Source organism: Ochrobactrum sp. EDr1-4, assembly GCF_049199085.1.
Classification (GTDB): Bacteria; Pseudomonadota; Alphaproteobacteria; order Rhizobiales; family Rhizobiaceae; genus Brucella.
On sequence record NZ_JBLZOF010000001.1, the window covers coordinates 1,255,697 to 1,278,727 of the forward strand.

Here is a 23,031-nt window from a genome sequence, read left to right on the forward strand (position 1 = left end):
CTCTAATCATTGTTTCAATGCGCATCTTATCCGAAAACCGCTTCACACTTTTCGGGATGCGCTTATAGCCATTCCGGTACAGAATCGAGTGCCAGAAGCTCTTCATAGGTCCGGCGCGGACGAATGACATGATAACGATCACCGTCTACCAGCACTTCCGGGATCAGAAGACGACTGTTGTAGGTGCTGGACAGAACCGCGCCATAAGCGCCGGTGGTGCAAACTGCGATCAGATCACCGGGAGCGGGCTTTGCCACTTCACGGTCAACACCCAGATAATCACCCGTTTCACAGACCGGGCCGACAAAATCGGCCCGAATGCGTGGCGCATTATCTTTGGTTTCCAGAACAGGCTTGATGTCGTGGAACGCCTCATAAAGCGTCGGCCGAATGAGATCGTTCATCGCCGCATCGACGATGACAAAATTCTTCGCATCGCCTTCTTTGACAAAAATCACTTCCGTTACCAACAATCCGGCATTGCCGACGATCAGACGACCCGGCTCAAAGACGGTCTTGAGGCCCAGCGGTTTGATGTGCTTGGCAACGATTTCAGCATAGGCGACAGGCAGCGGTGGCGGATTATTATCAGTGCGATAAGGAATGCCCAAACCTCCGCCGACATCAACGTGACGGATATTGTGGCCATCGGCTTGCAATTCTTTCACAAGCTGAGCCATCAACGCAAAAGCATTGTCAAAAGGCTCAAGATCGATGATCTGGCTGCCGATATGCATGTCGATGCCGACAACGTCGAGACCGGGCAGACTTGCCGCGCGCGCATAGGCCTGACGGGCTTTTACGCGTGGAATGCCGAATTTGTTCTCGGACTTGCCGGTCGAGATTTTGGCATGAGTTTTCGCATCGACATCAGGATTGATGCGCAGAGAGACGGACGCAACCTTGCCGGCTTTAACCGCACGAGCTGACAGGATTTCAAGCTCTGGTTCGGATTCGACGTTAAAGCAGTAAATGCCTGCTTCTAGCGCAAAATCCATTTCATGCGGTGTTTTGCCAACGCCGGAAAATACGATTTTGTTTGCCGGAATACCAGCGGCCAGCGCACGGCGAATTTCGCCTTCTGAAACCGTGTCAGCACCTGCGCCAAGTTTGGCAAGCGTCTTGAGTACAGCCAGATTGGAATTGGCCTTGAGCGCATAGGTCACTAGCGTATTCATGTCGGCGAAAGCTTCGCTGAAAACGCGGAAATGACGCTCAATCGTTGCGCGGGAATAGACGTAAAACGGCGTGCCAACCTGTTTTGCAATCTCGGGCAGGCTTACATTTTCGGCATGAAGAACGCCGTCGCGATATTCAAAATGATTCACGGGAAACAATCCGAATGGGGGAGGAATTACAAGATTTTGTCGAGGATGAAGGGCTTGTCTTCCTTCGGTTTTTCGACTGTACGACCCTGTTCATTGGTGATGAGCTGCGCTGGCGGTGGCTCAAGTGGGCCTTTACGTCCGCAAGCGGCAAGAGTGGCAGCAAGGGCTGCGATCAGAAGCACGGAAGAAATGGCGGAGCGGCCTGTCATCAGCTTTGGTTCCCGGAATTTGTCGATGGGTCAGGTCTAACCCAAAATATCAGAAAGTGAAATCACTCCTTTAAGAGTGAGTTCACCAGGATGGTCAGCTTACGCTTTTGCGATACGATTTTTCCAGTAAGCAATCTGCTTACGCACCTGCTGCGGTGCGGTGCCGCCGAATGACTGACGGCTTTCAACCGACTGCTCAACGGTCAGATAGCCAAAGATTGCATCCGTAATGCCCGGGTTAATCGACTGAAGATCTTCAAGTGTGAGAGCTGCGAGATCGACCTGCTTGCTTTCAGCAAGAGCCACAGCGCGACCAGTCACATGATGGGCATCACGGAAAGGAAGACCCAATTCACGCACCAGCCAGTCAGCAAGATCGGTTGCGGTTGAATAGCCGGAACCGGCAGCTTTTTTCATGCTGGCGACATTGATGGTCATGTCACGCACCATGCCGGACATGGCAGCGATTGCGAGTTCGAGATTTTCGGCAGAGTCGAAAACCTGTTCCTTGTCTTCCTGCATATCCTTGGAATAGGCGAGTGGCAGACCCTTCATGATGGTCAGCAGTGCCACGAGTGAACCATTGATGCGGCCGGTCTTGGCGCGAACAAGTTCGGCAGCGTCTGGGTTCTTCTTCTGCGGCATAATCGAGGAGCCGGTCGAGAAGGCATCAGACAAGCGCACGAAATTGAACTGCGGTGTTGACCAGATGACGATTTCTTCAGCCAGACGTGACAGATGACCGGCACAGATTGCGGCTAGTGACAGGAATTCCAGCGCGTAGTCGCGGTCGGAAACACTATCCAGAGAATTGCGGGTTGGCTCACGGAAACCAAGCGCTGCCGCTGTCATATGACGATCAATCGGGAAGCCGGTTCCAGCAAGTGCTGCGGCACCGAGAGGTGATTCGTCCATGCGTTCAATCGCATCGCGGACGCGGGAAAGATCGCGGCCAAACATTTCCACATAGGCCATGCAATGATGACCAAAAGTGACCGGCTGGGCTGTTTGCAGATGCGTGAAGCCCGGCATGACGGTTGCCGCATGCTCTTCGGCGCGTTCAAGAAACGCGTTGATGAGGCCTTCTAGCGCGACCGCAGTTTTCTGCATTTCGCGCTTAACCCAGAGGCGGAAATCAACCGCCACCTGATCATTACGCGAACGGGCCGTGTGCAGACGTCCAGCAGATGCGCCGATAAGGTCGGCCAGACGCGCTTCGATATTCATGTGAATGTCTTCGAGCTTGCGCGAGAAGGTGAATTTGCCGTCTTCGATTTCTTTCAGGATGGTTTTCAGACCGTCTTCGATCTTTTTATGATCATCTGCCGCAATGATGCCAGTCTTTGCAAGCATGGCTGCATGGGCGAGCGATCCCTGAATATCCTGCGCATAGAGTTTGCGGTCGAAGCCAATCGATGCATTGATCTCTTCCATGATCGCATCGGGTCCTGAGGCAAAACGGCCGCCCCACATCTGATTGCTTGATTTTTGTTCGCTCATGCTCGTATGCCTCGAATGCAAGACTAGGAAAGAAGTGACGCGAGATGGCAAAAGACAACGATAAGGCTAAGTCAGGAAATCGCAGGATCGTCTATCTTGCCGCTCTGGCCGGTGTCATTGCCGGTATAGGCGCGGTATACGTGATGGAACGGCCTTCTGGCAATGCTACAGCCAGCAATGTTTCTGCGAAATCGGATGAAGCTTCTGCACAATGTGCACTGAAAGCGGATAGTCTGAAGAGCCTAGATCAAGCTGCAACCGGAAGCGTTGCTGCCATGCGTGCAGCTGAAAAGCCGATTTCGGTGGCGCATATCGCTTTCGCCGGACCTGACGGCAAGCAGATGACGCTAGGCGATTACAAGGGCAAGACGCTGCTTGTGAACCTCTGGGCGACATGGTGCGCGCCTTGCCGTGAAGAAATGCCGGAGCTTGATAATTTGCAGGCGGCAAAGGGTGGCAGTGATTTTGATGTGGTTGCCATCAATATTGATACCGGCTCCGACGAGAAGCCGAAGAAATTTCTCGAAGAGATTGGTATCAAAAGCCTGAGCCTCAATCGTGATGCTACTATGTCAAGCTTCAATGAATTAAAGCGCAAAAATCTCGCATTCGGCCTGCCTGTGACATTGCTGGTCGATAAGGATGGTTGCCAGATTGCATCGATGAATGGTCCCGCACCGTGGGATGGCCCAGACGCTATCAAGTTGATTGAAGCTGCGCAGAAACTTTAGATAGACAAACATTCGGTTCAGTGGCTTCCTCTTGTTAAGAGAGGAAGTTTCCCATGAGCATTGAAGTCTGGCTGGCATTTTCTGCGGCATCCATTGTGCTTTTGATTATTCCGGGGCCAACGGTTTTGCTTGTCGTTTCCTATGCGCTCGGGCAGGGCTGGAAAGCGGCGCTCCCTATGGCAATTGGCGTGGCACTCGGTGACTTTACCGCTATGACGCTTTCGATGCTGGGTGTCGGTGCGCTTCTCGCCGCGTCAGCGACGGTCTTTACTGCGGTTAAGTGGCTTGGTGCCGCCTATCTCATCTGGTTGGGTATAAAGTTGTTTCGTGCCGGTGGCACAATGGACGCCAAGGCGCGGCACGATGAGGTTAAGCCGGTCAAAATGTTGTTGCACGCTTGGCTGGTGACAGCGCTCAACCCCAAAAGTATCACATTTTTCGTGGCTTTCCTGCCGCAGTTCTTAAGCCCGCATCGCGATTTTCTCACTCAGATGCTGGTTTTTGAGAGTACATTTCTTGTTCTGGCATTTCTCAATGCCTTCGCTTATGCGCTGATTGCCACGCGCGCCCGTCGTTTCTTTGCCAATGAACGTGCCTTGCGTATTTTCAATCGTGCTGGCGGGACAATGTTGATCGGCGCGGGCATTGCCACCGCTTCAATACGATCAAGCTGATTTGAAACCAGCACGCTTGAGCTGAACAATTGCCAGTTCGAGTGCGGATAAAAAAGCCGAGCGGTCTTTTGCCGAAAACGGCGCTGGTCCGCGCGTCGTTTCGCCTGCCGAACGCAACGAATCCATCAGATTGCGCGTAGCAAGTGTGTTGCCGATGGTGCTTGCCGTATGCACTTTGCCATTGGGGCCGATAACTGATGCGCCCATCTCTATCGACCGGCTTACGAGCGGAATATCCGCTGTAATCACAATGGTGCCGGGGCGGGAGTTTTCAGCGATCCAGTCATCTGCTGCATCCAGCTTGTCAGAAACGATGACGCGCTCAACCCGCTCTGCATCGCGCGGAATGGCAATATAGCTATTGGCGACCAGCACAACAGGCAGATTGTGCCGTTCGGCGACGCGATAGACTTCGGCCTTTACCGGGCAGGCGTCGGCATCAACAAAAATGCGAATTGTGTCATTCTGATTATCCATGCCGTTTCATAGGCAGAAGCGAGGCATTTGGCAAATTGATCGCAACAATCAGATTTATGCGATAGCGCAAAGCATGGAACGGGATTAGAGGGAAGCAAACAGGAACGTCTGCATCATGTCTACCCGCTTTTTCCCGATTATGTTCGTGTTGCTCTGGGCCACTGGCTTTATCGGGGCAGGGCTTTCCATGCCTTATGCGGAGCCGTTCAGCTTTATGGCGGTACGGTTTTCGATTGCAGCAGCCATTATGATCCTGTGGGCTTTGGCAAGTCATAGTGTGTGGCCAAGAGGCAAAACGCTGCTCAATGCAGCCATTGTTGGCTGTCTCATCCATGGTGGTTATCTTTCAGCACTTTTCTGGGCGGTGCATCACGGTCTGCCAGCTGGTATGTCGGGGCTGGTTGCTGGTCTTCAACCCATGTTGACCACCTTGATTGCAGCACTTCTTCTTGGAGAGCGCGCCAGTGGGCGGCAATGGCTGGGGCTGCTGATTGGTTTTCTTGGTGTTGCGATGGTGGTTTGGCCGAAGTTTTCGGGGCATAGCGGTGTAGATCCGCAAAGCCTGTTTGCGGCTTTTGTGGCTGTTCTGGCGATCAGCACTGGCACCGTGTGGCAAAAACGTTTCGGCACGGCGGCGGATTTGAAGACCGGGACTGCGGTGCAATATATCGCGGCAGCAGGAATGACCGCGATATGCGCTTTTGCGTTTGAAACCCGCGTCATGATCTGGTCGCCACAGCTTATTTTTGCGCTGGTCTGGCTGACGCTTGCAATTTCCATCGGCGCTATTCTGGCGCTTCTGGTGATGATCCGCGAAGGCGCTATGTCGAAGGTTGCGTCACTTTTCTATCTGGTTCCGGGGACTGCCGCGATCATGGCCTATCTGATTTTTGGTGAAACGCTGGGGCCGATTCAGATCGCAGGCATGGTTGTGACAACGCTCGGTGTGGCGCTGACTACTTTGCGTCGATAAGTTCGGGCTGTTGTTCGCGTTTGCGGAAAATCATGATCGCCGCGTTGATTTCTGCGCCAATGATGAAGATCGCGGATAACATATAAAGAAACACGATGGCCACCATGATCGAGGCAAGGCCCGCATAGGTGGTGACGTAGTTTGCAAATGTTTCGAGATATTTTGCAAAAGCGGTTGCGGCAGCAAGCCATGCAACGAGCGTGATGCCGATGCCGGGAAGAATGTCGCTCATGCGGCGTTTTCCGGCAGGCAGCCAGATATGCACGATGAAAAGTGCCAGCACCAGAACGCTCACAGCAATCGTATAGCGCCATATGGCGATTGTGCCGGTGAAGGGAGCGATATCGGGAAACCATTGTTCGGCAAGACGCACTGCAAGCGGTGCCAGAACCAGCAGAAAGCTGATGGCCATCAGACTGATTGTGCCAATCAGCACGAAGCCAAGGCTTTGCAGGCGACAGAAGATGATCGAGCGCTGGTCACTGACGCGATAGGCGCGGTTGAGCGACATGCGCAAGGCTTCCACCCCATTGGAGGCAAAATAGGCGGCCGCGATCACACTCAATGTCAGAAGCCCGCTGCGTTGAACGGTCAGAACATTCATCACTTCATTAGCGATCGGACCTGCGATATTAGAAGGCCACATATCAAAAATGACATGCACGGCATTATTAGCGAATTCCTTGGTGCCAAGAAAACCAGCGAGTGTTGTTGCGAAAATCAGGAATGGAAATAGTGCCATCAGCCCGGAAAGGGCGATGTGCGAAGCAAAAGCCCAACCGTCGTCAGTGCTGAAATGCCAGTAAACGTCGTAAGTGACCTGACGGAGAAAACGTTTAACTTTTCGCATCCGTAGATTTTTTCCTTCGGTCGACCGACATTCATTCCAAGCGTTTAAATCTAGTATTAGATTCAATATTGCAAGGGGATAGCGGTTTTAAACTTAGTGTGGTGGGTTTGAAGTTCCTATCATTTGTGTTGCATTCACGTTTAGGAACTTCAAATCCGTAAACCACACTAGATTCAAAAGTTTACTCGTATGGCTTCGAACCCGAAATCTGCTTCGAGAGCTGCTTCAAGGTGAAACGAATTTCGGGTTCGCCATACTAGGACGAATCAAGCACTGTGAGCCAAAACAGGAGCGGAACCGATCCATGGTCTCACAAAATGCAAAGCGCAGCATCCTCATAACCGGCTGTTCTTCTGGTATCGGTGCTTATTGCGCGACAGCTTTGCATGAGGCTGGATGGCGCGTGTTTGCGACTGCACGAAAAGGCGAGGATATTGCAGCCCTCAAAGCCCAAGGCATTGAGGCGTTTTATCTCGATTATACCGAGCCGCAATCAATCGAAGCGCTGATTGATGCAGTTTTGCGCGCAACGGATGGCAAGCTGGACGCGCTTTTTAACAATGGTGCCTATGCGCAACCGGGGGCGATTGAAGATCTTCCGGTTGAAGCTTTGCGTGCGCAATTTGAGGCAAATTTCTTTGGTTGGCATGATCTGACACGACGTATCATTCCCACGATGCGCGCACAGGGGCAGGGCCGGATTGTGCATTGTTCGTCTATTCTCGGGCTTGTGCCTATGAAATGGCGCGGCGCTTATGTAGCTTCGAAATTCGCGCTTGAAGGCTTGATGATGGCGCAACGTATGGAACTGGAAGGTTCGGGTATTGAGGTGTCGATGATCGAGCCGGGGCCAATTGCATCGCGCTTTACCTATACTGCAGCAGCGCATGCGCGGGCTAATATTGACCTTGAAAACTCGGTGCATCGCGAACTCTATCAGCGCCAGATGGCAAAGCTCGAAGGTGGTGGCACGAAATCCAAAAACAAGCTTGGCCCGGAAGCGGTTTACGCGGTACTTGTGCATGCATTGGACGCACCAAAGCCGCGTCCGCATTACGCAGTTACGCGACCGGCGAAACTGGGTATTCTGGCACGACGCCTGCTGCCGTCACGCTGGCTCTACAAAATGCTGTCCGATCAGTCTTGAAACCAACAAAGACGGCGGATTATGGGAGGAATGTAAATGGATTTCGTCTTCAAGGCGGCTGCCATGGTGGCCGTGATTGCTGTGGCAATCGTTTTGATTATCGGCCTGCGCAATATGATGCGGGGTGGTGACGGTAATTTCTCCAACAAGATGATGCAGCTGCGTGTTCTTCTGCAATTTGTTGCAATTCTTCTGGTCGTGGGGGCAATCTATTTTGCACGTCAGGCAAGTGGACAATAGCAAATGGTCAAGCTCAACAAGATTTACACCCGCACAGGTGATGATGGCACCACCGGCCTCACATCTGGTGCGCGCCGGCTGAAATCCGATCTGCGCGTGGAAGCCTATGGCACGGTCGATGAAACCAATGCCTGTATCGGCTTGGTGCGACTGCATACAAGTAGCGCAGATCACGGTCCTATTGATGTGATGCTCATGCGCATCCAGAATGATCTGTTCGATCTCGGTGCTGATCTTTCAACGCCGGATGATGGGGAGCCGCTTGCCTATGAACCGCTGCGCATTGTTGCATCGCAGGTGACGCGACTTGAATCCGACATTGATTATTTGAATGTTTCGATTCCGCCTTTGCGCTCGTTCATTCTGCCGGGTGGTTCGGCTGCATCAGCAGCGCTTCATCTGGCGCGCACGGTTTCGCGCCGTGCCGAACGACTGATGGTGGCGCTCGCAAAGGTGGAAGGCGAAGTTGTCTCAAAAGAGGCGTTGCAATATATCAACCGCCTCTCCGATTTTCTGTTTGTCGCCGCTCGCGCCGTCAATGATAATGGCGCGAGGGATGTTCTTTGGGTGCCGGGCCAAAACCGGTAGGCATCGCCGTGAGGCCGGTCTGCAAATGGCGTTCTGTTTGCGCTTCGGTGCTCACTTACCTCAAGTAAGCTCCGCTCCGATGCTCAACAGACCACCATTTTCGCCACGGCCTGACGACAATGCGCGTTGCGGCTAGCTTTATCTCTTTGTTTTTAAGCATGTCGTTATCGGAAAACCGGTCCCCACTTTTCCGCGACATACTTTAGACGCCGCGCTTATTGCCCCAGATCAGCACATGAAGCTGGGGCAGGACGCGCGCTTCAAACCAGCGGTCGGCCATCACCTTGTCGATCAGCCATTCCATGCGGCTCATGATGCCGTCCATGTCGATGCGGGCATCGTCATCTTCAGGCGGAGGCGGTGTGTGATTTCCCGGCTGAAGATAGACGGCCAAATGCGGATGACGCGCCGATGCAGCCTTTGCAAAGGCATAATCTGCATCATCAAAGACTACGAATTTCAATACGGTCTTCGGTTGTGATCCCGCAGCATTGATGCAGGTGGTGAGCGCCTTCCAGTCTGTTTCCATGCCGCTCGATGGCGGTTTTGGGCTTAACACCAGCGTATCAAGTCGTGAGAACCAGTCTTTCGCTACCGATCCCTGTGTCTCCAGTGCAAAGCGATAACCTTGACCGTGACCATGATCGATTAACGGTCCTAATGGTTGAATAGCCGGGTTTCCGCCAGAAAGTGACACTGTTATTGGCCTTCGACCTGATAATGCCGTCACTTCGCGCCATATGGCATCAATGCTCATCGGTTTCCAGTCATGGCGAAAGCGGCTTTCAACAGCATGCAGACTGTCACACCATGCGCAGCGGTAGTCGCAGCCGCCCGTGCGCACAAAAACAGTCGGCTCGCCGCTTAATACGCCTTCGCCTTGAATGGTTGGACCGAAAATCTCGCTGATGCGGATTTCAGGATGCTTGTTCATTGTTGCAGGAAACAAGGTTGCAGACGTTCTGGCCGATACTCCGCCCATGTTTTCGGCGTTTCACTAACCCGTACCGCCGTAACTTCGTGCCAGCGGGTGTGACACCACTCATAAAGATGACGCGCTAGAAATTCTGCGGTTATGCGATTATGTCCAAGCACGTCGTTCAGATGACGATGATCCAGTTCATCATCGATATAGCGCTTCAGTGGCGCGAGTTCGTGATAGTCGCGGACAAAGCCATGCTGATCAAGATCATTGGCGGACAGTTCTACTTCCACGATGTAGTTGTGTCCATGCAACCGCGCGCACTGGTGATCGGCGGGAAGCTCTGTCAGCTGATGCGAAGCAGAGAAATGAAATTCCTTGGTGATGCGAAACATCAGGCGCTCCTTTTCTCAACAGCGACGCGCCAGAAATCAGCATCTGCGTAATGTGTCGGGTCATTTATACCAGCGAGGTGGAAGGCTTCGCGTCGTTCGACACAGGTGCCGCAACGCCCGCAATGATGCTCGCCGCCTTTGTAGCAGGACCATGTCGCTTCAAATGGCGTTTGGTATTTTGCACCGTCTGAAACGATGTCGCTTTTTGACTTGTGTACATAGGGTGCAAGTAACTGGACATCAGCATAGCCTTCCAGTGCATGGTTTTGCATGGTCTGGAAAGCGCCGATAAAGCCAGGACGACAATCGGGGTATATAAAGTGATCGCCACCGTGGACGGCGAGCGCCACTGCATCGGCTTGCTGTGCTGCGGCGACACCGAAAGCAATCGTCATCATGATAGCATTGCGGTTGGGAACGACGGTAATTTTCATCGTTTCCTCGGCATAATGACCATCGGGAACATCGACGTCGTCTGTGAGCGCTGAGCCGGTCAGGCTGGCACCAATAGATCGAATATCGATGATTTGATGAGGAACGTTAAGTCGCTTTGCGCAGGCTTCCGCAAAGCTCAGTTCCTTTTTGTGTCTCTGGCCGTAATCGAAAGAAATAAGGCCAGTGAGTTGATGTTCCGCTGCGATTTTATGCGCAAGCGAAACGGAGTCCAATCCGCCGGAGCAGATGACAAGCGTCTTCATAGTTTGAGTCCTTGTTTTGACCGGGTAGGCTGCGACCGGATGTTTACGCTGCACTCCTAGCGCATGAGGTATGGCTTGTAAACGCCACGAAAATGGGAGGGCGCGGCATGAAGAAACTAAGCGTATCGAATAGTGCCAAGTCGTTAGGTAACTCTACGATAGACGTTAGTGCGAAAACGGAATGACTATCTGTCAGAATATATTCATTTAAATCGATATTGCCGCCCAACCACGATTGACGCGCACGTCAACCGTCTTTAGGTTTCGTGCCGGTTCCTGATGTTGCGGGGAAAGGCTGGCTTTTACGGCGTTTCTGTCAGCAGCGTTGTCATGTCGGATTCTGACATGCGGGCAAAGATTCATGGCGGCATAGTCAGGCCGCAAAAAGTCATTGAAGAGGTAATCGCGGATGAAAGTCCTTGTCGCAGTAAAGCGGGTTGTAGATTACAACGTAAAGATCCGTGTTAAGGGTGATGGTTCGGGCGTTGAGCTTGCAAACGTCAAGATGTCGATGAACCCTTTTGACGAGATCGCGGTTGAAGAAGCGATCCGTTTGAAGGAAGCTGGCAAGGTTACGGAAATCGTCGTGGTTTCGGTCGGTCCTGCACAGGCGCAGGAAACACTGCGTACCGCGCTCGCCATGGGTGCGGACCGTGCAATCCTCGTGAAAACTGACGAAACCGTTGAGCCGCTTGGCGTTGCCAAGGTTCTGAAGGGCGTCGTCGAAGCTGAACAGCCAGACCTCGTGTTCCTCGGAAAACAGGCGATTGATGACGATGCCAACCAGACGGGCCAGATGCTTTCGGCACTACTCAACTGGAGCCAGGCAACGTTTGCATCGAAAGTTGAGCTGGGTGAAGGTTCTGCCAAGGTAACCCGTGAAGTCGATGGTGGCCTTCAGACCATTGATGTGAAGTTGCCTGCGATTGTCACCGTTGATCTGCGTTTGAACCAGCCGCGCTATGCTTCGCTGCCAAACATCATGAAAGCTAAGAAGAAGCCGCTTGATGAAAAGTCGCCAGCCGATTTTGGTGCCGACATTGCTCCGCGTCTCAAGGTTTTGAAGACCGAAGAACCGGGCGGTCGCAAGGCTGGCGTGAAGGTTGGCTCCGTAAGTGAGCTGGTTGAGAAGCTTAAAGCTGACGGCGTACTGTAAGAGATCGGAAGGGACAAATTTATGGCTATTCTTCTTATTGCCGAACACGACAATGCAAGCCTTTCTGATCAGACTGCAAAGGCACTAACTGCCGCTGCCCAGATCGGCGGCGACGTTGACATTCTGGTTGCAGGCAAGGGCGCGAAAGCTGCCGCTGATGCCGCAGCAAAGCTTTCGGGCGTGCGCAAGGTTCTGCTTGCTGAAAGCGATGCACTGGAAAACCGTCTGGCTGAGCCACTCGCAGCAGCTATAGTTGACTTAGCGAGCAATTACGACACGATCATTGCACCAGCCACCACTTCGGCCAAGAACGTGCTGCCGCGCGTAGCAGCTCTGCTCGATGTGATGCAGCTTTCGGAAATCATGGAAGTCGTGTCCGCTGACACTTTCAAGCGTCCGATCTATGCCGGCAACGCGATCCAGACCGTTCAGTCGACAGATGCCAAGAAGGTCATCACGGTTCGTACGGCTTCTTTCTCGGCAACGGCTGAGGGCGGTTCAGCTTCGGTTGAAAGCATCAATGCTGCCGCTGATCCTGCTCTTTCTAGCTTTGTTGAAAACGCTCTGTCGGATTCCGATCGTCCGGAACTGACCTCGGCCAAGATCATCATCTCAGGTGGCCGTGCGCTTGGTTCGTCTGAGAAGTTTGAGGAAGTGATCCTACCAGTTGCCGACAAGCTCGGTGCAGCAGTTGGTGCCAGCCGTGCAGCAGTTGATGCGGGCTATGCACCAAATGACTGGCAGGTTGGCCAGACGGGTAAGGTGGTTGCGCCTGATCTTTATATCGCAGTTGGTATCTCCGGTGCGATCCAGCATCTGGCGGGTATGAAAGATAGCCGCGTGATCGTGGCAATCAACAAGGACGAAGAAGCGCCGATCTTCCAGGTGGCCGATTACGGCCTAGTCGGTGATCTCTTTACCATTCTGCCAGAGCTGCAAAAAGCTCTCTAATTCTCTGAAAAGGCGGCAGGTCATCCTCGCCGCCTTTTTTATTGAGCCAAATCGCGTGGTTTGCACGATGACCTTGCATTTCTTGCCTTTAACTGGCTTGTTAGGCGAGCTTTTTGATAAGCATGAATGCGTAGCATGAAGGAGTCGATACTGTGGCAATCAAAACGGTAGGTATTGTTGGTGCGGGTCAGATGGGCAGTGGCATTGCCCATGTGTGCGCTTTGGCAGGTTACGACGTGCTGTTGCATGATGCGGCTGCAGATCGGCTGGAAAAAGGCATCGCCACGATCAACGGCAATATGGCGCGGCAAGTTTCTTCGGGTAAGCTGGAAGAACAGCAACGCGCCGATGCGATGAAGCTTATCCGTGCAGCGAACACGATGCAGGATCTTGCTGGCGTTGATCTGGCTATTGAAGCGGCGACCGAAGACGAAACCGTCAAGCGCAAGATTTTTGCTCAGCTTTGCCCTGTGCTCAATCCTGAAGCCATTGTAGCGACCAACACGTCGTCAATTTCGATCACGCGTCTTGCATCCACGACTGATCGTCCAGAGCGCTTTATCGGCATTCACTTTATGAATCCGGTTCCGATCATGAAGCTGGTGGAATTGGTACGCGGTATTGCGACTGACGAGGAAACATTCCGCAAGTCCAAGGATTTTGTGACCGCACTCGGCAAGACAGTCACTGTTGCCGAAGATTTTCCGGCCTTTATCGTCAATCGAATTCTGCTGCCGATGATCAATGAAGCGATCTATACGCTCTATGAAGGCGTGGGCAGCGTGGAAGCCATTGATACGGCCATGAAGCTCGGCGCCAACCATCCAATGGGGCCGTTGCAGCTCGCTGATTTCATCGGGCTTGATACGTGTCTGTCGATCATGCAGGTTCTGCATGATGGTCTGGCAGATTCAAAATATCGTCCATGCCCGTTGCTGGTGAAATATGTTGAAGCTGGATGGCTAGGTCGTAAGACGGGTCGTGGCTTTTATGATTATCGCGGCGAACATCCGGTTCCAACGCGCTAGAGCACATCCCGAAAAGTGGGAACCGGTTTTCGGACCAAGATGTGCGTAAAACAAATGATTAGCATTGGAAAAGCCGGTGTATTCACACCGGCTTTTTTATTTGTGGCTAGAGCGCGTTTCGATCTAATCAAATCAGATCGGCGCTCTCATTCTTTATTTTAACGCGCATCCCGAAAACCGTTTTACACTTTTCGGGATGCGCTCTAATTCCCACACTTGTGGAAAACCTAAATATCCTTACCGTTAACTTAACCTTAACCATGCCGGTTCAGGGGTTGTTCATCTTTAATTGTTAAAGTTTTCATTAAGATGTTCGGAAGCGAAAAGCATTGCCTTAACCCTATTCGGGCCGGTGCCGGATATCATTTTAGAAAAGCAATTTGGTGAAGAGGTGAAGACGATGAACATTATAGTTCAGCTGCGTGACAGCGTTAATGTTATTCGTGAATTCGTCGCACCAAGCTACAGGCCCGAGCGCCATTACATGCGCGGTCCTGGTCCGGCTTGCGCGGCACGCACGGTAAACTGAAAATTGAGACTGCCGTAGCAGGGCCAATGAGGTTCAGGCGCGGAGTACATGATTTCAGGCAACAGAAAAGCCAGAGCGGGTGACCGCTCTGGCTTTTTGTTTATTGGCGTTCTTATTCCAGACCTTCAAAGAGCGCCGTCGAAAGATAGCGTTCTGCAAAGGATGGAATGATGATGACGATATTCTTGCCCTTGTTTTCAGGACGTTTGCCGATCTCGATTGCAGCGGTGAGTGCTGCACCGGAGGAGATGCCGACCGGAATGCCTTCCAGACGTGCAATAAGACGCGAGTTCGCGAAGGAATCTTCGTTTGAAACAGTCACGATCTCATCATAAACGCCGGTATCCAGCGTCTTTGGTGCAAAGCCAGCGCCGATGCCCTGAATTTTGTGCGGGCCGGGTGTTCCACCCGAAAGAATTGGTGAATCCTTAGGCTCAACCGCTACCACCTTAAAGGATGGCTTGCGGGCCTTGATCACCTGACCAACGCCGGTGATCGTGCCGCCGGTGCCAATGCCGGAAATTAGAATATCGGCTTCGCCATTGGTGTCGTTCCAGATTTCCTCAGCGGTGGTGAGGCGATGAATTTCTGGATTGGCCGGATTTTCGAACTGCTGCGGAATGATCGCATTCGGATTGCCTTCAGCGATTTCTTCGGCCTTGGCGATTGCGCCCTTCATGCCTTTTGCGCCTTCGGTGAGAACAAGTTCTGCTCCCAACAGCTTGAGCAACTTGCGGCGTTCAACCGACATGGTTTCTGGCATGGTGAGCACGAGGCGATAGCCTTTGGCAGCTGCTGCAAAAGCAAGCGCAATGCCGGTATTGCCGGAGGTCGGCTCCACAAATACGGTTTTACCCGGAACAGCCTTGCCTTGTGCTTCCAGTGCTTCAATCAAAGCAACGCCGATACGGTCCTTGACGCTTGCCAGTGGATTGAAGAACTCAAGCTTTACAAGAAGATTGGCTTCGACGCCGTTTTCCTTGGCGAATTTATCGATACGCACCAGCGGCGTATTGCCGATGGTGTCGAGGATGGAATCATAAATGCGCCCGCGTCCCGCAGCTGCGCCGCCTTTTTCGCCAAGTGGCTTGCTCATGGAAAAATCTCCTTGTGTTTGGAACGGAGTTTAAGAGGAAATAACGCAAAAGCATAGCTGGCTCTGTGCTTCGGATTGCTAAAATTTGGAATTTTATTCTTTAAAGTCGATGCGTGTAGAATTTATTTTTAATCCATTGTGCGCGGATAGTGCGCACGATGATTTGTTTGAAAAAGACAATTCATGGTTCTCAAACCACTCGCTCCCTCTTTCGGTAAGCTCTTCATGCCTATAAGCTTTTTCCTGTCTGATTGATCCGCATCAATGCCCTTATTCATAGCGGCGCGCATGGTTGGATCTTGATCACAAACTGGAGGCTTGGGCTGTGTATAAGAAAATTCTGATTGCTACTGATGGTTCTGAACTTGCAGATAAAGGCGTCGAACAGGGCGTGGCGCTGGCAAAGCAGTTTGGTTCGAAAGTGTCGCTGGTTTCCGTGACGGAGCTTTTGCCATCCTATGGCATCGTGGTTGCCGCAGAATGGGCTTCCAGTCCTGCTGCTTTTCAGGAATATCGCGAGGCGATTACCAAAGCGGCGTCTGAGCTTCTCGCAAAAGCGAAAGCCAAGGCTGAAGCTGCAGGCGTTGAGGCTGAAACTCTGCACATTGAAAACCAATCTCCGGCACAAGGCATTATCGAGGCGGCACAAAAGACTGGTAGCGATTTGATCGTTATCGCATCGCATGGTCGCCGTGGCGTCAATAAATTGCTGCTCGGCAGTCAGGCGGCTGAGGTGCTTTCGTTCAGCTCGGTGCCTGTTTTGGTGATCAAGTAAGCAGGTATTCTGCAATGGCGAGCATGTGACCTGTTCACTCCTAGTCGCTTAAGCATCTAACAACGCAAGAAGATTGCGGTCCATCTCTGTTAAACTCCTCCCAGCCTGAGGGCCGGAGGAGTTTTGAGGAGATTAGCATGACCGCACCGCGTCAGTCGAAAACCCATATTGGCAATCATCTGGTGCATCCAGAAACGCAGATGATGAATTATGGCTACGATCCTGAATTATCCGAAGGTGCGGTTAAACCGCCCGTTTTTCTCACATCGACCTTCGTTTTTAAAACTGCCGAAGATGGCAGAGATTTTTTCGATTTCGTTTCCGGACGTAAGGAGCCGCCAGTCGGTGTCGGCGCTGGCCTCGTCTATTCGCGGTTTAACCATCCCAACAGTGAGATCGTTGAAGATCGGCTGGCTGTCTATGAAGGCGCGGAAAGCTGTGCGCTGTTTTCCTCAGGCATGTCGGCAATTGCAACAACGCTTTTCGCATTTGCGCGGCCAGGCGATGTCATTCTTCATTCGCAGCCGCTTTATGGCGGAACAGAAACATTGCTCGCCAAGACATTTCAAAACTTCAATGTGGAAGCTGTCGCATTCGCGGACGGTGTTCATGAAGCTGCAATTGAAAAAGCTGCGGCGGTTGCGCTCGAAAAAGGCCGCGTCTCAGTTATTCTGATTGAAACGCCTGCCAATCCCACCAATAGTATTGTTGATATTGCTGCGATCCGACGTGTTGCCGAAACGATTGCAGACAAGCAAAATGGACTACGTCCAGTGATCGTTTGCGATAATACGCTGCTTGGTCCGGTTTTTCAGAAACCGCTCGATCATGGTGCTGATATTTCTCTTTACTCACTGACGAAATATGTCGGTGGTCATTCTGATCTGATTGCCGGCGCCGTTCTGGGTGCCAAATCAGTCGTTAAGCAGGTCAAAGCGCTGCGTGGTGCTATCGGTACACAGCTTGACCCGCATTCTTGCTGGATGCTTGGACGTTCGCTTGAAACGCTCGGCATTCGTATGGAGCGCGCCGACAAAAATGCACGCGCGATAGCCACGTTTTTGCGAGAGCATCCCAAGGTTGGAAAACTGCATTATCTGCCGTTTGAAGATGAAAAATCCGATATTTGCCAATTGTTCAAGCGCCAATGCACGGGGGCTGGATCGACCTTCTCATTTGATATCAAAGGCGGTCAGGCGGCTGCTTTCCGCTTCCTGAATGCACTACAGATTTTGAAATTGGCTGTCAGCCTTGGCGGGACAGAATCGCTTGCGAGCCATCCGGCAGCAATGACCCATTCCGGGGTTCCTGTGGATGTGCGCGAACGGATAGGCGTGCTGGAATCAACAATTCGCCTGTCCATTGGTATCGAGCATCCGGATGATCTGATTGCCGATCTCGCTCAAGCACTGGAGGCTGCCTGATCAAAGAGAGCTTTGTGCATCAAGTGGATGCACAAAGCATAAAGTTGTGCGTTGGCTACTTACTGACGGGCAACCCGTTCGCGGTCCACGCTTCGAGCCCGCCGCGATACCAGAATGTTGTCCAGCCGAGTGTAGCGGCACGCAGGGCAGCATTATATGACGAGCGATCACGCATGCCTTTGCCGAAGAACACCAAACCGACGCTGCGATCGCCACCAGCTTTTTCGTTAAGCCATTCGTCGAGCGCCTGTTGCAGACCATCCGTCACGCTGCCATCACGCCCCGCATCAGTGAGCGAGTAAGCATTCTGCAAGGATTCTTGCAAACCGCTGGTATCGACGAAAAGCGTTTTACGGCCGTTCGCGATAATTTTTACAACTTCAACCGTTGTGATGATTGTTGCTCTTGCATGTTTGTTAGGCGTTGGTCCCGTGTAGGGAGCCTGAAACAGAACCATGCTGGCGGCAATGCCTTCATCACGCAATTCATCAATGGCTGTGCCGCCGCCGCTTGCATTTCCAGCGGCTGGCGCTGACGTTGTGGTGGTTTCTGTGGCTGGTTCACCCCTTACAGTTCCACTTTCAACATCAGAAATCATCACTGCGAGGTGCTCAAACAGGTCATAGCACATGGTGATTGAACCCTCTTTGGGATCGTACCATGCATTTAACTGATCGCAGTCGCGGAAAGTAACAGTGATTGGGCGCGGTAGCACGTAAGTCTGAGACAGGTTGTTGAAATAGCCGGTCAAAGCTTTTGACAGCATGGCATAATAATAATCACCGACGCGACTTTTTGATGGCTCGAAAACGGTTTTAATGACGGCACCCGGCGCATCGGCTGGTTGCTCACCCTCGGGGTGCCATTCTCCTGATCGTGTATGTGGCGCGAGAATTTTCCGCCATGCACGGTTCTGTTTGTTGAACTCGTCTGAGCAGCGGGCGCGTGTGCGCTCATCAAGGTTCACGCTATCAGCCAGATTGCTGAAAACCTTAGGGTTACCGCCATACATGATACACATCATGTTTCGAAACCGCTTCAGATCAGCGGTATGCTCGTCCTGCCATGGCGATGGCGCGCTGCCTTTCATCTCGTTGATTTTGCCGCTGTAATACCACTGCAGCGCGGCATAGGTTGCAGAGCCGACTGCCATATCGTCCACCTGCTTATCCCCCGACGGGTACATTGTCGGTTCAACGATCTGCAATGCGGAATAAATATCAACCGCGTCTTCTTCCGGGCCGGTTGAAGGCAGTTGCAATTCGCCAATTAGCGCATGTCCGAATTCATGTGCAAAGATGCTGCGCATAAGGCCAAAATAGACAGATGCGATTTTGTTGGTGTCTCCCTCAAAATCGGGAAGCGGTCCTGAGAGGTTTCCCGATCCTGCCTGTGTTGGCGCACCAGTTTGCGGTTGTTGCTGTGTACCTGTGTCAGCCGTTTGTGGTGTTTCACTGCGCGGCGTGGTAGACACGAATGGCTGTGTTGGCACATTCTGGCCGTCAGATGTTATACTGAAATTCGCTATCGCAAACATACCAACATCATAGGCCATAACGCCAATTTGTGCGCCGAGCGCGCGAGAGGCCTGCACATCTCCAATGGTTTTACCATTGAGCAGAAAGCGCGATACGCCCGGCACATCGACCATTTCGATGACATCGCTGCCGTCTAGTTTCGCTGCATTTGGTACATTGGCAATATCAAGCCGCTTGCCATTGTCCATGCAGAATAGTTTGGCAGATTTGTCTGCCATGATCTCCATCAGACAAATCGCGTTTTCAGCAGGATTGGTCGCAAATAATCCAATGGAAGCGCTTGGCTTTGATGAGGTAACTGCAACAGCGACACGCGTTGCCCGACCTTGATCTGGCGCAGGACCAGCAGTTAGCATCAAGGTTTGCTCGGAGCCACTTGCTTGCTGGTTGTTGAGAACAAACCAGCCGTCTCGTGTGGTTGCGGTCCAACCCGGTAAAATTTGTGATGTTGCTGCGGAAGCAAGGGGGCCAAGTTCTTTTTCATATTGTGCAAAAGCTGGCGCACTGGACACAAGAAGGCCCACAAGAAAAGCCGCACTGACTATACGCATCTCAGAGTCCTCGCTCCGCTTTAATCATCAAAGTGGAGCGAACACACTCCGACAAGCAATTATTTTGCCCGCCCTAAAACTGATCTGTTCCTATCTGTTTAATGGATAAAACAGATAGACGAAACGTATAATGTCCGACATCCCGGAAATGAAATTTCAAACGAGACGTCCATCAAAACAAACAGTTAGGTGCTGATTAATCAGTGCGAAAATGATCTGAATGTCAACGAATAATTTAAATCTAGCTTTTTCATATACCTCTTAATAGTGAGGTAAACGCTTTGCATAATGCTGCGATGGCATGTTTTCTGGAAGTATGAGCCGTTTAACTGCTCTCAGACCTTCTTCGTCGTCATCATGGCAAACAGATTTTGACGGTTTGTCGGAGACATAATAAGAAGTGTGTCGAGATAAAGCATTCGTGCATAAAACTGGCATAAGGAGGCGTCATGCGCTCATCGATCTTGTCTGCAATACTGCTGTTCATGACGCTCGGAATAGCATCTGCGGCTGAAAAGCCGATCGATTCCTATTATGCCCGATTGAGTGAGCAAGACCATTTCAGTTCATCGGGACAACGCCTGACCAAGGTTGCCGGGATTATCCGTCAGGATCGTGCAAACGTACATCAGTTTGGCAAGGTCGATGCGGAAGACGTTAAAGACCGCTTTTTTAGCGATAAGAATAATCGCGCCAAGCTTGAGAACATGCTGGCAAATGTGCAGATATCGCCCATTGATCAGGCAACTATCATAAATGCAACGCCACTGATTTTTGTTGAAGTCTATCCAAGTTACGTCGTCATAACAATGAAATGACGTTTTGAAGATAAATGGTGCGGGTGGTCGGAATCGAACCGACACTCCTTGCGGAACCGGATTTTGAGTCCGGCGCGTCTACCAGTTCCACCACACCCGCACGTAACTGCCGAAGCAGTTTGATATGGTCCAAAAACGGACAGCGGGGAGGGATATAACGACTAAACGAAACCACGTCAATCGCTCACAAGCGGCTTGACTGATTATACTTCCACACAGCGACGAAAGCGCCTTGGATGGGCGATAAAGCCTGTCGCCTGTGCTCACGTCGCTTTATGAAGCCGCCTTTTTTACAGCGCGACCTCAGCGGCGCAAATTATACTCGACAATGTTCCAACAGACGAGAAAAGCGATCAAGCCCAATACGATAAGATCGAGTGTCTTTAGATAAGTGAGATATTCCAACATAGCGCATCTCCTTCCCAAAGGAGGCGCGTTGGTTTTCGTGAAGCAGCGAAAAAAGGTCCTACTTATATATTTACTTGCTGCAACGTAATTAAATATCAGGGCAACAAGTTCAGACCCTTATTTTTCGCCTGCATTGCTTTAATTCAGGCGCTCTCCCGATAGAAAATATAGCACGTCTTTCCGATTTATCAAATTTTTGTTTCGTTCTGTTTATTGAACTATTCGGCTTTATTTTCGTTCTGTAAAATTGCGGATACGGTTGCGAATGATCCGGGTCAGGTTGCGAGTACGCTGATAAAGATGAATTTGCGAGGCCGCCTGACGCACTTGTTTGTCGACACCCGGATGAAGCCCGATCACCAGTGTTTCGATGGTTTCCCGTTCCTTAAAGAGACGTGACATTACGGGATGGTCGGGCACTGCACAGGAATCTGTGCGGGTAATGTTGGGATCCTCCAGATGGTTTTTGACCACCTCTATCATCAGTAACATGCCCGGTGAGTAAGCCGCTAACGTCTCATCATAAGCCGTTTTCCATGTCCATGCTTCGCCTGACACGGTGAAAACGATCAAGATAGCGATCACACGTCCATCCAATTCAAGCGTATGAATGCGGACACAATCGCGTTCAGCCAAATTGTTGACCGCTTCCCGAGCAAACGCCGCACGAAAGCGATCAACAGCCATAGCGGTGCCACGGCGACCTTTCCAGCCACTCGCTTCCAAGGTCAGAAAGTGCTCGAATGCAAAGCGGACTTCATCGGGTGTGCGGGCGATGCGATGTGCGAGTTCGCCCTTCTCAGCGAGGCGACGCCAAAGGCGGCTGTAATTGCGACGGTGGTGTGCTCCGAGAGCTTCCCTGAAATAGCTTTCACCATCCAAATTGCTTTCGAGGAATGGCCGGGCTTTTTGTTCAATCGAAACGACGGGCAGCTGTCTGCCGACCACAACAGAACGGATTAATTTCGCAACAGCGCCATCGGCGCGCATTTCCGGAAGTACGAGAACTTCCGGCATTTTGATATGATCGCGTGCCAGAATATCGAACAAGTCCTCAACGACGCCCACTGGATCATCGTGATCGATAAGCGGGGTGCCTTGCGGGCCAAATGGTGTCGCCCATGCACGAATGACGGGTGACGACAGGGGCAGGCCGGGGCGCTCTACAGTGTAAGGCATAACGAAGCGCAGGCGGCTGCGGATTTCATTTTCATCACGCATCACCATGAAGCGCACTTCTCGATCTTCAAGGCGTGGCATGGCTGGTGCCAGAAAGCGTGCATTGAAGAAGATATTGGGCTCGATTGTGCGGCTGCTTAAGTGGTCAAGTTCATCGCGCAGTTCAAAGCCTGCGGAGGCACCATAAATTGCAAGCTTACGTGGGATGTCTCGATGAAGCAGGCTTTCTTCCAGTCGCTTGGCTGTATCCTTCCCCGCGACATTATCGGACAGCTGAGAGATGATGCGGGCCGTATGTCCACCTGCGGATTCCTCAAGTAAAGGTTTTGCGGCCATTACAAAGCCTCCTCAAGGTTTTTAGTGAATCCGAGGAGAATTTGGCTTGTCAAATCAACACCGGAACGGACGCTTGTCACATTGGGACCTGAAACCTGCTTGGTTGCCTGACATTTGGCGCTTTGCCCAGAACTATCGCGTGCTTTTTTTGACACGCAAAGTTCATCAGAAAATGATTGTCGCAGCACGTCAGCGGCGGAAATATGCATTCGTTGCCAATCCTGTTTATTGCGACTTTTGATCAAAGTTCTGCTTGTCCCGCTGCGATATCTCGAGGTCGATCTATCCAGCGTATTTTAATCGTTGCTGAACAAGATTGGCCAAACATTAGATGGGAGTTCTTTAAAAAGGTAAAAACAAATCGCCCACTTCTGACCAAGCGAAGCCAAATTCGCATTAATGGTAATTACTTTCTGAACATATCAGTTTCTGTGAAATTACTAAAATATGGAGTTGCCAAGCACTTTGGCAAATAAAAACCCGGCGATTGCGCGCCGGGTTTTCATGTAA

General features: G+C 51.7%; 25 protein-coding genes and 1 tRNA gene. 13 read left to right on the forward strand and 13 right to left on the reverse strand.

Annotated elements, in window-relative coordinates; genetic code table 11:
- Positions 1–62: 62 nt before the first annotated feature.
- The 3 genes from lysA to argH all read right to left on the reverse strand — a co-directional run bounded on the left by lysA (position 63) and on the right by argH (position 3,037).
- Positions 63–1,328 (reverse strand): diaminopimelate decarboxylase, encoded by a 1,266-nt coding sequence (lysA, locus tag ACOZHT_RS06180; protein WP_339508978.1) that lies wholly within the window; start codon positions 1,326–1,328, stop codon positions 63–65.
- Between the two features lie 26 nt (positions 1,329–1,354).
- Positions 1,355–1,537 (reverse strand): LPS translocon maturation chaperone LptM, encoded by a 183-nt coding sequence (lptM, locus tag ACOZHT_RS06185; protein ID WP_007872064.1) that lies wholly within the window; start codon positions 1,535–1,537, stop codon positions 1,355–1,357.
- Positions 1,538–1,636: 99 nt separating this feature from the next.
- Positions 1,637–3,037 carry an argininosuccinate lyase gene (gene argH, locus ACOZHT_RS06190; RefSeq protein WP_339508977.1) on the reverse strand — a complete coding sequence of 467 codons (1,401 nt, stop codon included), beginning with the start codon at positions 3,035–3,037 and terminating at the stop codon, positions 1,637–1,639.
- A 44-nt stretch (positions 3,038–3,081) separates the two neighbouring features.
- Here argH and tlpA point away from each other — a divergent pair, with 44 nt between their 5' ends.
- Positions 3,082–3,768 carry a thiol:disulfide interchange protein TlpA gene (gene tlpA / locus ACOZHT_RS06195; protein WP_339508976.1) on the forward strand — a complete coding sequence of 229 codons (687 nt, stop codon included), beginning with the start codon at positions 3,082–3,084 and terminating at the stop codon, positions 3,766–3,768.
- Between the two features lie 53 nt (positions 3,769–3,821).
- Positions 3,822–4,442 (forward strand): LysE family translocator, encoded by a 621-nt coding sequence (locus ACOZHT_RS06200; protein ID WP_339508975.1) that lies wholly within the window; start codon positions 3,822–3,824, stop codon positions 4,440–4,442.
- Here the strand turns inward: ACOZHT_RS06200 and ACOZHT_RS06205 are convergent.
- A complete protein-coding gene (locus ACOZHT_RS06205; RefSeq protein WP_339508974.1) occupies positions 4,434–4,919 on the reverse strand; it encodes a YaiI/YqxD family protein in 486 nt (161 codons plus the stop codon). The genes ACOZHT_RS06200 and ACOZHT_RS06205 overlap by 9 nt on opposite strands.
- Positions 4,920–5,034: 115 nt before the next feature.
- On the opposite strand from ACOZHT_RS06205, the gene ACOZHT_RS06210 reads away from it, so the two are divergent.
- On the forward strand, positions 5,035–5,892 hold the full coding sequence (locus tag ACOZHT_RS06210) for a DMT family transporter (protein WP_339508973.1): 858 nt from the start codon (positions 5,035–5,037) through the stop codon (positions 5,890–5,892).
- Here the strand turns inward: ACOZHT_RS06210 and ACOZHT_RS06215 are convergent.
- The gene (locus tag ACOZHT_RS06215) at positions 5,876–6,742 is read right to left on the reverse strand and encodes a YihY/virulence factor BrkB family protein (protein WP_339508972.1); all 867 of its coding nucleotides are present in this window, start codon (positions 6,740–6,742) and stop codon (positions 5,876–5,878) included. The two genes, ACOZHT_RS06210 and ACOZHT_RS06215, sit on opposite strands and share 17 nt — an antisense overlap.
- Before the next feature lie 304 nt (positions 6,743–7,046).
- Here ACOZHT_RS06215 and ACOZHT_RS06220 point away from each other — a divergent pair, with 304 nt between their 5' ends.
- From ACOZHT_RS06220 to ACOZHT_RS06230, 3 genes are read left to right on the forward strand one after another with little or no spacing between them, the layout of a single operon-like run.
- Positions 7,047–7,889: an SDR family oxidoreductase gene (locus tag ACOZHT_RS06220; protein ID WP_339508971.1), complete on the forward strand. Its 843-nt coding sequence runs from the start codon at positions 7,047–7,049 to the stop codon at positions 7,887–7,889.
- Between the two features lie 36 nt (positions 7,890–7,925).
- Entirely contained in the window at positions 7,926–8,129 is a 204-nt protein-coding gene (locus ACOZHT_RS06225; protein WP_250041615.1) for a twin transmembrane helix small protein, read from the forward strand.
- 3 nt (positions 8,130–8,132) lie between these two features.
- Complete coding sequence (locus ACOZHT_RS06230; protein ID WP_339508970.1) at positions 8,133–8,717, forward strand: cob(I)yrinic acid a,c-diamide adenosyltransferase; 585 nt, start codon at positions 8,133–8,135, stop codon at positions 8,715–8,717.
- 202 nt (positions 8,718–8,919) lie between these two features.
- Here the strand turns inward: ACOZHT_RS06230 and queE are convergent, their stop codons facing one another.
- The 3 genes from queE to queC are packed head-to-tail and all read right to left on the reverse strand — an operon-like array spanning position 8,920 to position 10,732.
- Positions 8,920–9,651 carry a 7-carboxy-7-deazaguanine synthase QueE gene (queE, locus tag ACOZHT_RS06235; RefSeq protein WP_339509499.1) on the reverse strand — a complete coding sequence of 244 codons (732 nt, stop codon included), beginning with the start codon at positions 9,649–9,651 and terminating at the stop codon, positions 8,920–8,922.
- On the reverse strand, positions 9,648–10,034 hold the full coding sequence (gene queD, locus ACOZHT_RS06240; protein ID WP_339508969.1) for a 6-carboxytetrahydropterin synthase QueD: 387 nt from the start codon (positions 10,032–10,034) through the stop codon (positions 9,648–9,650). The genes queE and queD overlap by 4 nt, the downstream gene beginning before the upstream one ends.
- Complete coding sequence (gene queC, locus ACOZHT_RS06245) at positions 10,034–10,732, reverse strand: 7-cyano-7-deazaguanine synthase QueC (RefSeq protein ID WP_339508968.1); 699 nt, start codon at positions 10,730–10,732, stop codon at positions 10,034–10,036. The genes queD and queC overlap by 1 nt, the downstream gene beginning before the upstream one ends.
- A 409-nt stretch (positions 10,733–11,141) precedes the next feature.
- Here queC and ACOZHT_RS06250 point away from each other — a divergent pair, with 409 nt between their 5' ends.
- From ACOZHT_RS06250 to ACOZHT_RS06265, 4 genes are all read left to right on the forward strand, one after another.
- The gene (locus ACOZHT_RS06250; RefSeq protein ID WP_339508967.1) at positions 11,142–11,888 is read left to right on the forward strand and encodes an electron transfer flavoprotein subunit beta/FixA family protein; all 747 of its coding nucleotides are present in this window, start codon (positions 11,142–11,144) and stop codon (positions 11,886–11,888) included.
- 21 nt (positions 11,889–11,909) lie between these two features.
- Positions 11,910–12,839 carry an electron transfer flavoprotein subunit alpha/FixB family protein gene (locus ACOZHT_RS06255; RefSeq protein WP_339508966.1) on the forward strand — a complete coding sequence of 310 codons (930 nt, stop codon included), beginning with the start codon at positions 11,910–11,912 and terminating at the stop codon, positions 12,837–12,839.
- Between the two features lie 152 nt (positions 12,840–12,991).
- Positions 12,992–13,867, forward strand: a complete 876-nt coding sequence (locus ACOZHT_RS06260; protein ID WP_339508965.1) for a 3-hydroxybutyryl-CoA dehydrogenase — start codon at positions 12,992–12,994, stop codon at positions 13,865–13,867.
- Between the two features lie 400 nt (positions 13,868–14,267).
- Positions 14,268–14,396 (forward strand): hypothetical protein, encoded by a 129-nt coding sequence (locus ACOZHT_RS06265; protein WP_260525696.1) that lies wholly within the window; start codon positions 14,268–14,270, stop codon positions 14,394–14,396.
- Between the two features lie 112 nt (positions 14,397–14,508).
- On the opposite strand, the gene cysK is transcribed toward ACOZHT_RS06265, so the two are convergent.
- Entirely contained in the window at positions 14,509–15,492 is a 984-nt protein-coding gene (cysK, locus tag ACOZHT_RS06270; protein WP_339508964.1) for a cysteine synthase A, read from the reverse strand.
- 325 nt (positions 15,493–15,817) lie between these two features.
- On the opposite strand from cysK, the gene ACOZHT_RS06275 reads away from it, so the two are divergent.
- Both ACOZHT_RS06275 and ACOZHT_RS06280 read left to right on the forward strand, forming a co-directional pair.
- Entirely contained in the window at positions 15,818–16,267 is a 450-nt protein-coding gene (locus ACOZHT_RS06275; RefSeq protein ID WP_339508963.1) for a universal stress protein, read from the forward strand.
- 137 nt (positions 16,268–16,404) lie between these two features.
- Positions 16,405–17,691, forward strand: a complete 1,287-nt coding sequence (locus ACOZHT_RS06280) for a cystathionine gamma-synthase family protein (protein WP_339508962.1) — start codon at positions 16,405–16,407, stop codon at positions 17,689–17,691.
- Positions 17,692–17,746: 55 nt separating this feature from the next.
- On the opposite strand, the gene ACOZHT_RS06285 is transcribed toward ACOZHT_RS06280, so the two are convergent.
- Entirely contained in the window at positions 17,747–19,780 is a 2,034-nt protein-coding gene (locus tag ACOZHT_RS06285; protein WP_339508961.1) for a DUF4344 domain-containing metallopeptidase, read from the reverse strand.
- A gap of 449 nt (positions 19,781–20,229) precedes the next feature.
- Between ACOZHT_RS06285 and ACOZHT_RS06290 the strand changes: the two genes are divergently transcribed.
- On the forward strand, positions 20,230–20,598 hold the full coding sequence (locus tag ACOZHT_RS06290; protein ID WP_339508960.1) for a hypothetical protein: 369 nt from the start codon (positions 20,230–20,232) through the stop codon (positions 20,596–20,598).
- A 15-nt stretch (positions 20,599–20,613) separates the two neighbouring features.
- On the opposite strand, the gene ACOZHT_RS06295 is transcribed toward ACOZHT_RS06290, so the two are convergent.
- The 3 genes from ACOZHT_RS06295 to ACOZHT_RS06305 all read right to left on the reverse strand — a co-directional run bounded on the left by ACOZHT_RS06295 (position 20,614) and on the right by ACOZHT_RS06305 (position 22,730).
- Positions 20,614–20,698 (reverse strand) — tRNA-Leu (locus ACOZHT_RS06295).
- 536 nt (positions 20,699–21,234) lie between these two features.
- Positions 21,235–22,521, reverse strand: a complete 1,287-nt coding sequence (gene bspF, locus ACOZHT_RS06300; protein WP_339508959.1) for a type IV secretion system effector crotonyl transferase BspF — start codon at positions 22,519–22,521, stop codon at positions 21,235–21,237.
- Complete coding sequence (locus ACOZHT_RS06305; protein WP_339508958.1) at positions 22,521–22,730, reverse strand: hypothetical protein; 210 nt, start codon at positions 22,728–22,730, stop codon at positions 22,521–22,523. The genes bspF and ACOZHT_RS06305 overlap by 1 nt, the downstream gene beginning before the upstream one ends.
- Between the last annotated feature and the right edge of the window lie 301 nt (positions 22,731–23,031).

What these genes read in the sequence shown, in the direction of transcription:
- lptM (WP_007872064.1), bottom strand. Translation starts at nt 1,537, where the DNA reads ATGACAGGCCGCTCCGCCATTTCTTCCGTGCTTCTGATCGCAGCCCTT.
- argH (WP_339508977.1), bottom strand. Translation starts at nt 3,037, where the DNA reads ATGAGCGAACAAAAATCAAGCAATCAGATGTGGGGCGGCCGTTTTGCC.
- tlpA (WP_339508976.1), top strand. Translation starts at nt 3,082, where the DNA reads ATGGCAAAAGACAACGATAAGGCTAAGTCAGGAAATCGCAGGATCGTC.
- ACOZHT_RS06200 (WP_339508975.1), top strand. Translation starts at nt 3,822, where the DNA reads ATGAGCATTGAAGTCTGGCTGGCATTTTCTGCGGCATCCATTGTGCTT.
- ACOZHT_RS06205 (WP_339508974.1), bottom strand. Translation starts at nt 4,919, where the DNA reads ATGGATAATCAGAATGACACAATTCGCATTTTTGTTGATGCCGACGCC.
- ACOZHT_RS06210 (WP_339508973.1), top strand. Translation starts at nt 5,035, where the DNA reads ATGTCTACCCGCTTTTTCCCGATTATGTTCGTGTTGCTCTGGGCCACT.
- ACOZHT_RS06215 (WP_339508972.1), bottom strand. Translation starts at nt 6,742, where the DNA reads ATGCGAAAAGTTAAACGTTTTCTCCGTCAGGTCACTTACGACGTTTAC.
- ACOZHT_RS06220 (WP_339508971.1), top strand. Translation starts at nt 7,047, where the DNA reads ATGGTCTCACAAAATGCAAAGCGCAGCATCCTCATAACCGGCTGTTCT.
- ACOZHT_RS06225 (WP_250041615.1), top strand. Translation starts at nt 7,926, where the DNA reads ATGGATTTCGTCTTCAAGGCGGCTGCCATGGTGGCCGTGATTGCTGTG.
- ACOZHT_RS06230 (WP_339508970.1), top strand. Translation starts at nt 8,133, where the DNA reads ATGGTCAAGCTCAACAAGATTTACACCCGCACAGGTGATGATGGCACC.
- queE (WP_339509499.1), bottom strand. Translation starts at nt 9,651, where the DNA reads ATGAACAAGCATCCTGAAATCCGCATCAGCGAGATTTTCGGTCCAACC.
- queD (WP_339508969.1), bottom strand. Translation starts at nt 10,034, where the DNA reads ATGTTTCGCATCACCAAGGAATTTCATTTCTCTGCTTCGCATCAGCTG.
- queC (WP_339508968.1), bottom strand. Translation starts at nt 10,732, where the DNA reads ATGAAGACGCTTGTCATCTGCTCCGGCGGATTGGACTCCGTTTCGCTT.
- ACOZHT_RS06250 (WP_339508967.1), top strand. Translation starts at nt 11,142, where the DNA reads ATGAAAGTCCTTGTCGCAGTAAAGCGGGTTGTAGATTACAACGTAAAG.
- ACOZHT_RS06255 (WP_339508966.1), top strand. Translation starts at nt 11,910, where the DNA reads ATGGCTATTCTTCTTATTGCCGAACACGACAATGCAAGCCTTTCTGAT.
- ACOZHT_RS06265 (WP_260525696.1), top strand. Translation starts at nt 14,268, where the DNA reads ATGAACATTATAGTTCAGCTGCGTGACAGCGTTAATGTTATTCGTGAA.
- cysK (WP_339508964.1), bottom strand. Translation starts at nt 15,492, where the DNA reads ATGAGCAAGCCACTTGGCGAAAAAGGCGGCGCAGCTGCGGGACGCGGG.
- ACOZHT_RS06280 (WP_339508962.1), top strand. Translation starts at nt 16,405, where the DNA reads ATGACCGCACCGCGTCAGTCGAAAACCCATATTGGCAATCATCTGGTG.
- ACOZHT_RS06285 (WP_339508961.1), bottom strand. Translation starts at nt 19,780, where the DNA reads ATGCGTATAGTCAGTGCGGCTTTTCTTGTGGGCCTTCTTGTGTCCAGT.
- ACOZHT_RS06290 (WP_339508960.1), top strand. Translation starts at nt 20,230, where the DNA reads ATGCGCTCATCGATCTTGTCTGCAATACTGCTGTTCATGACGCTCGGA.
- bspF (WP_339508959.1), bottom strand. Translation starts at nt 22,521, where the DNA reads ATGGCCGCAAAACCTTTACTTGAGGAATCCGCAGGTGGACATACGGCC.
- ACOZHT_RS06305 (WP_339508958.1), bottom strand. Translation starts at nt 22,730, where the DNA reads ATGCATATTTCCGCCGCTGACGTGCTGCGACAATCATTTTCTGATGAA.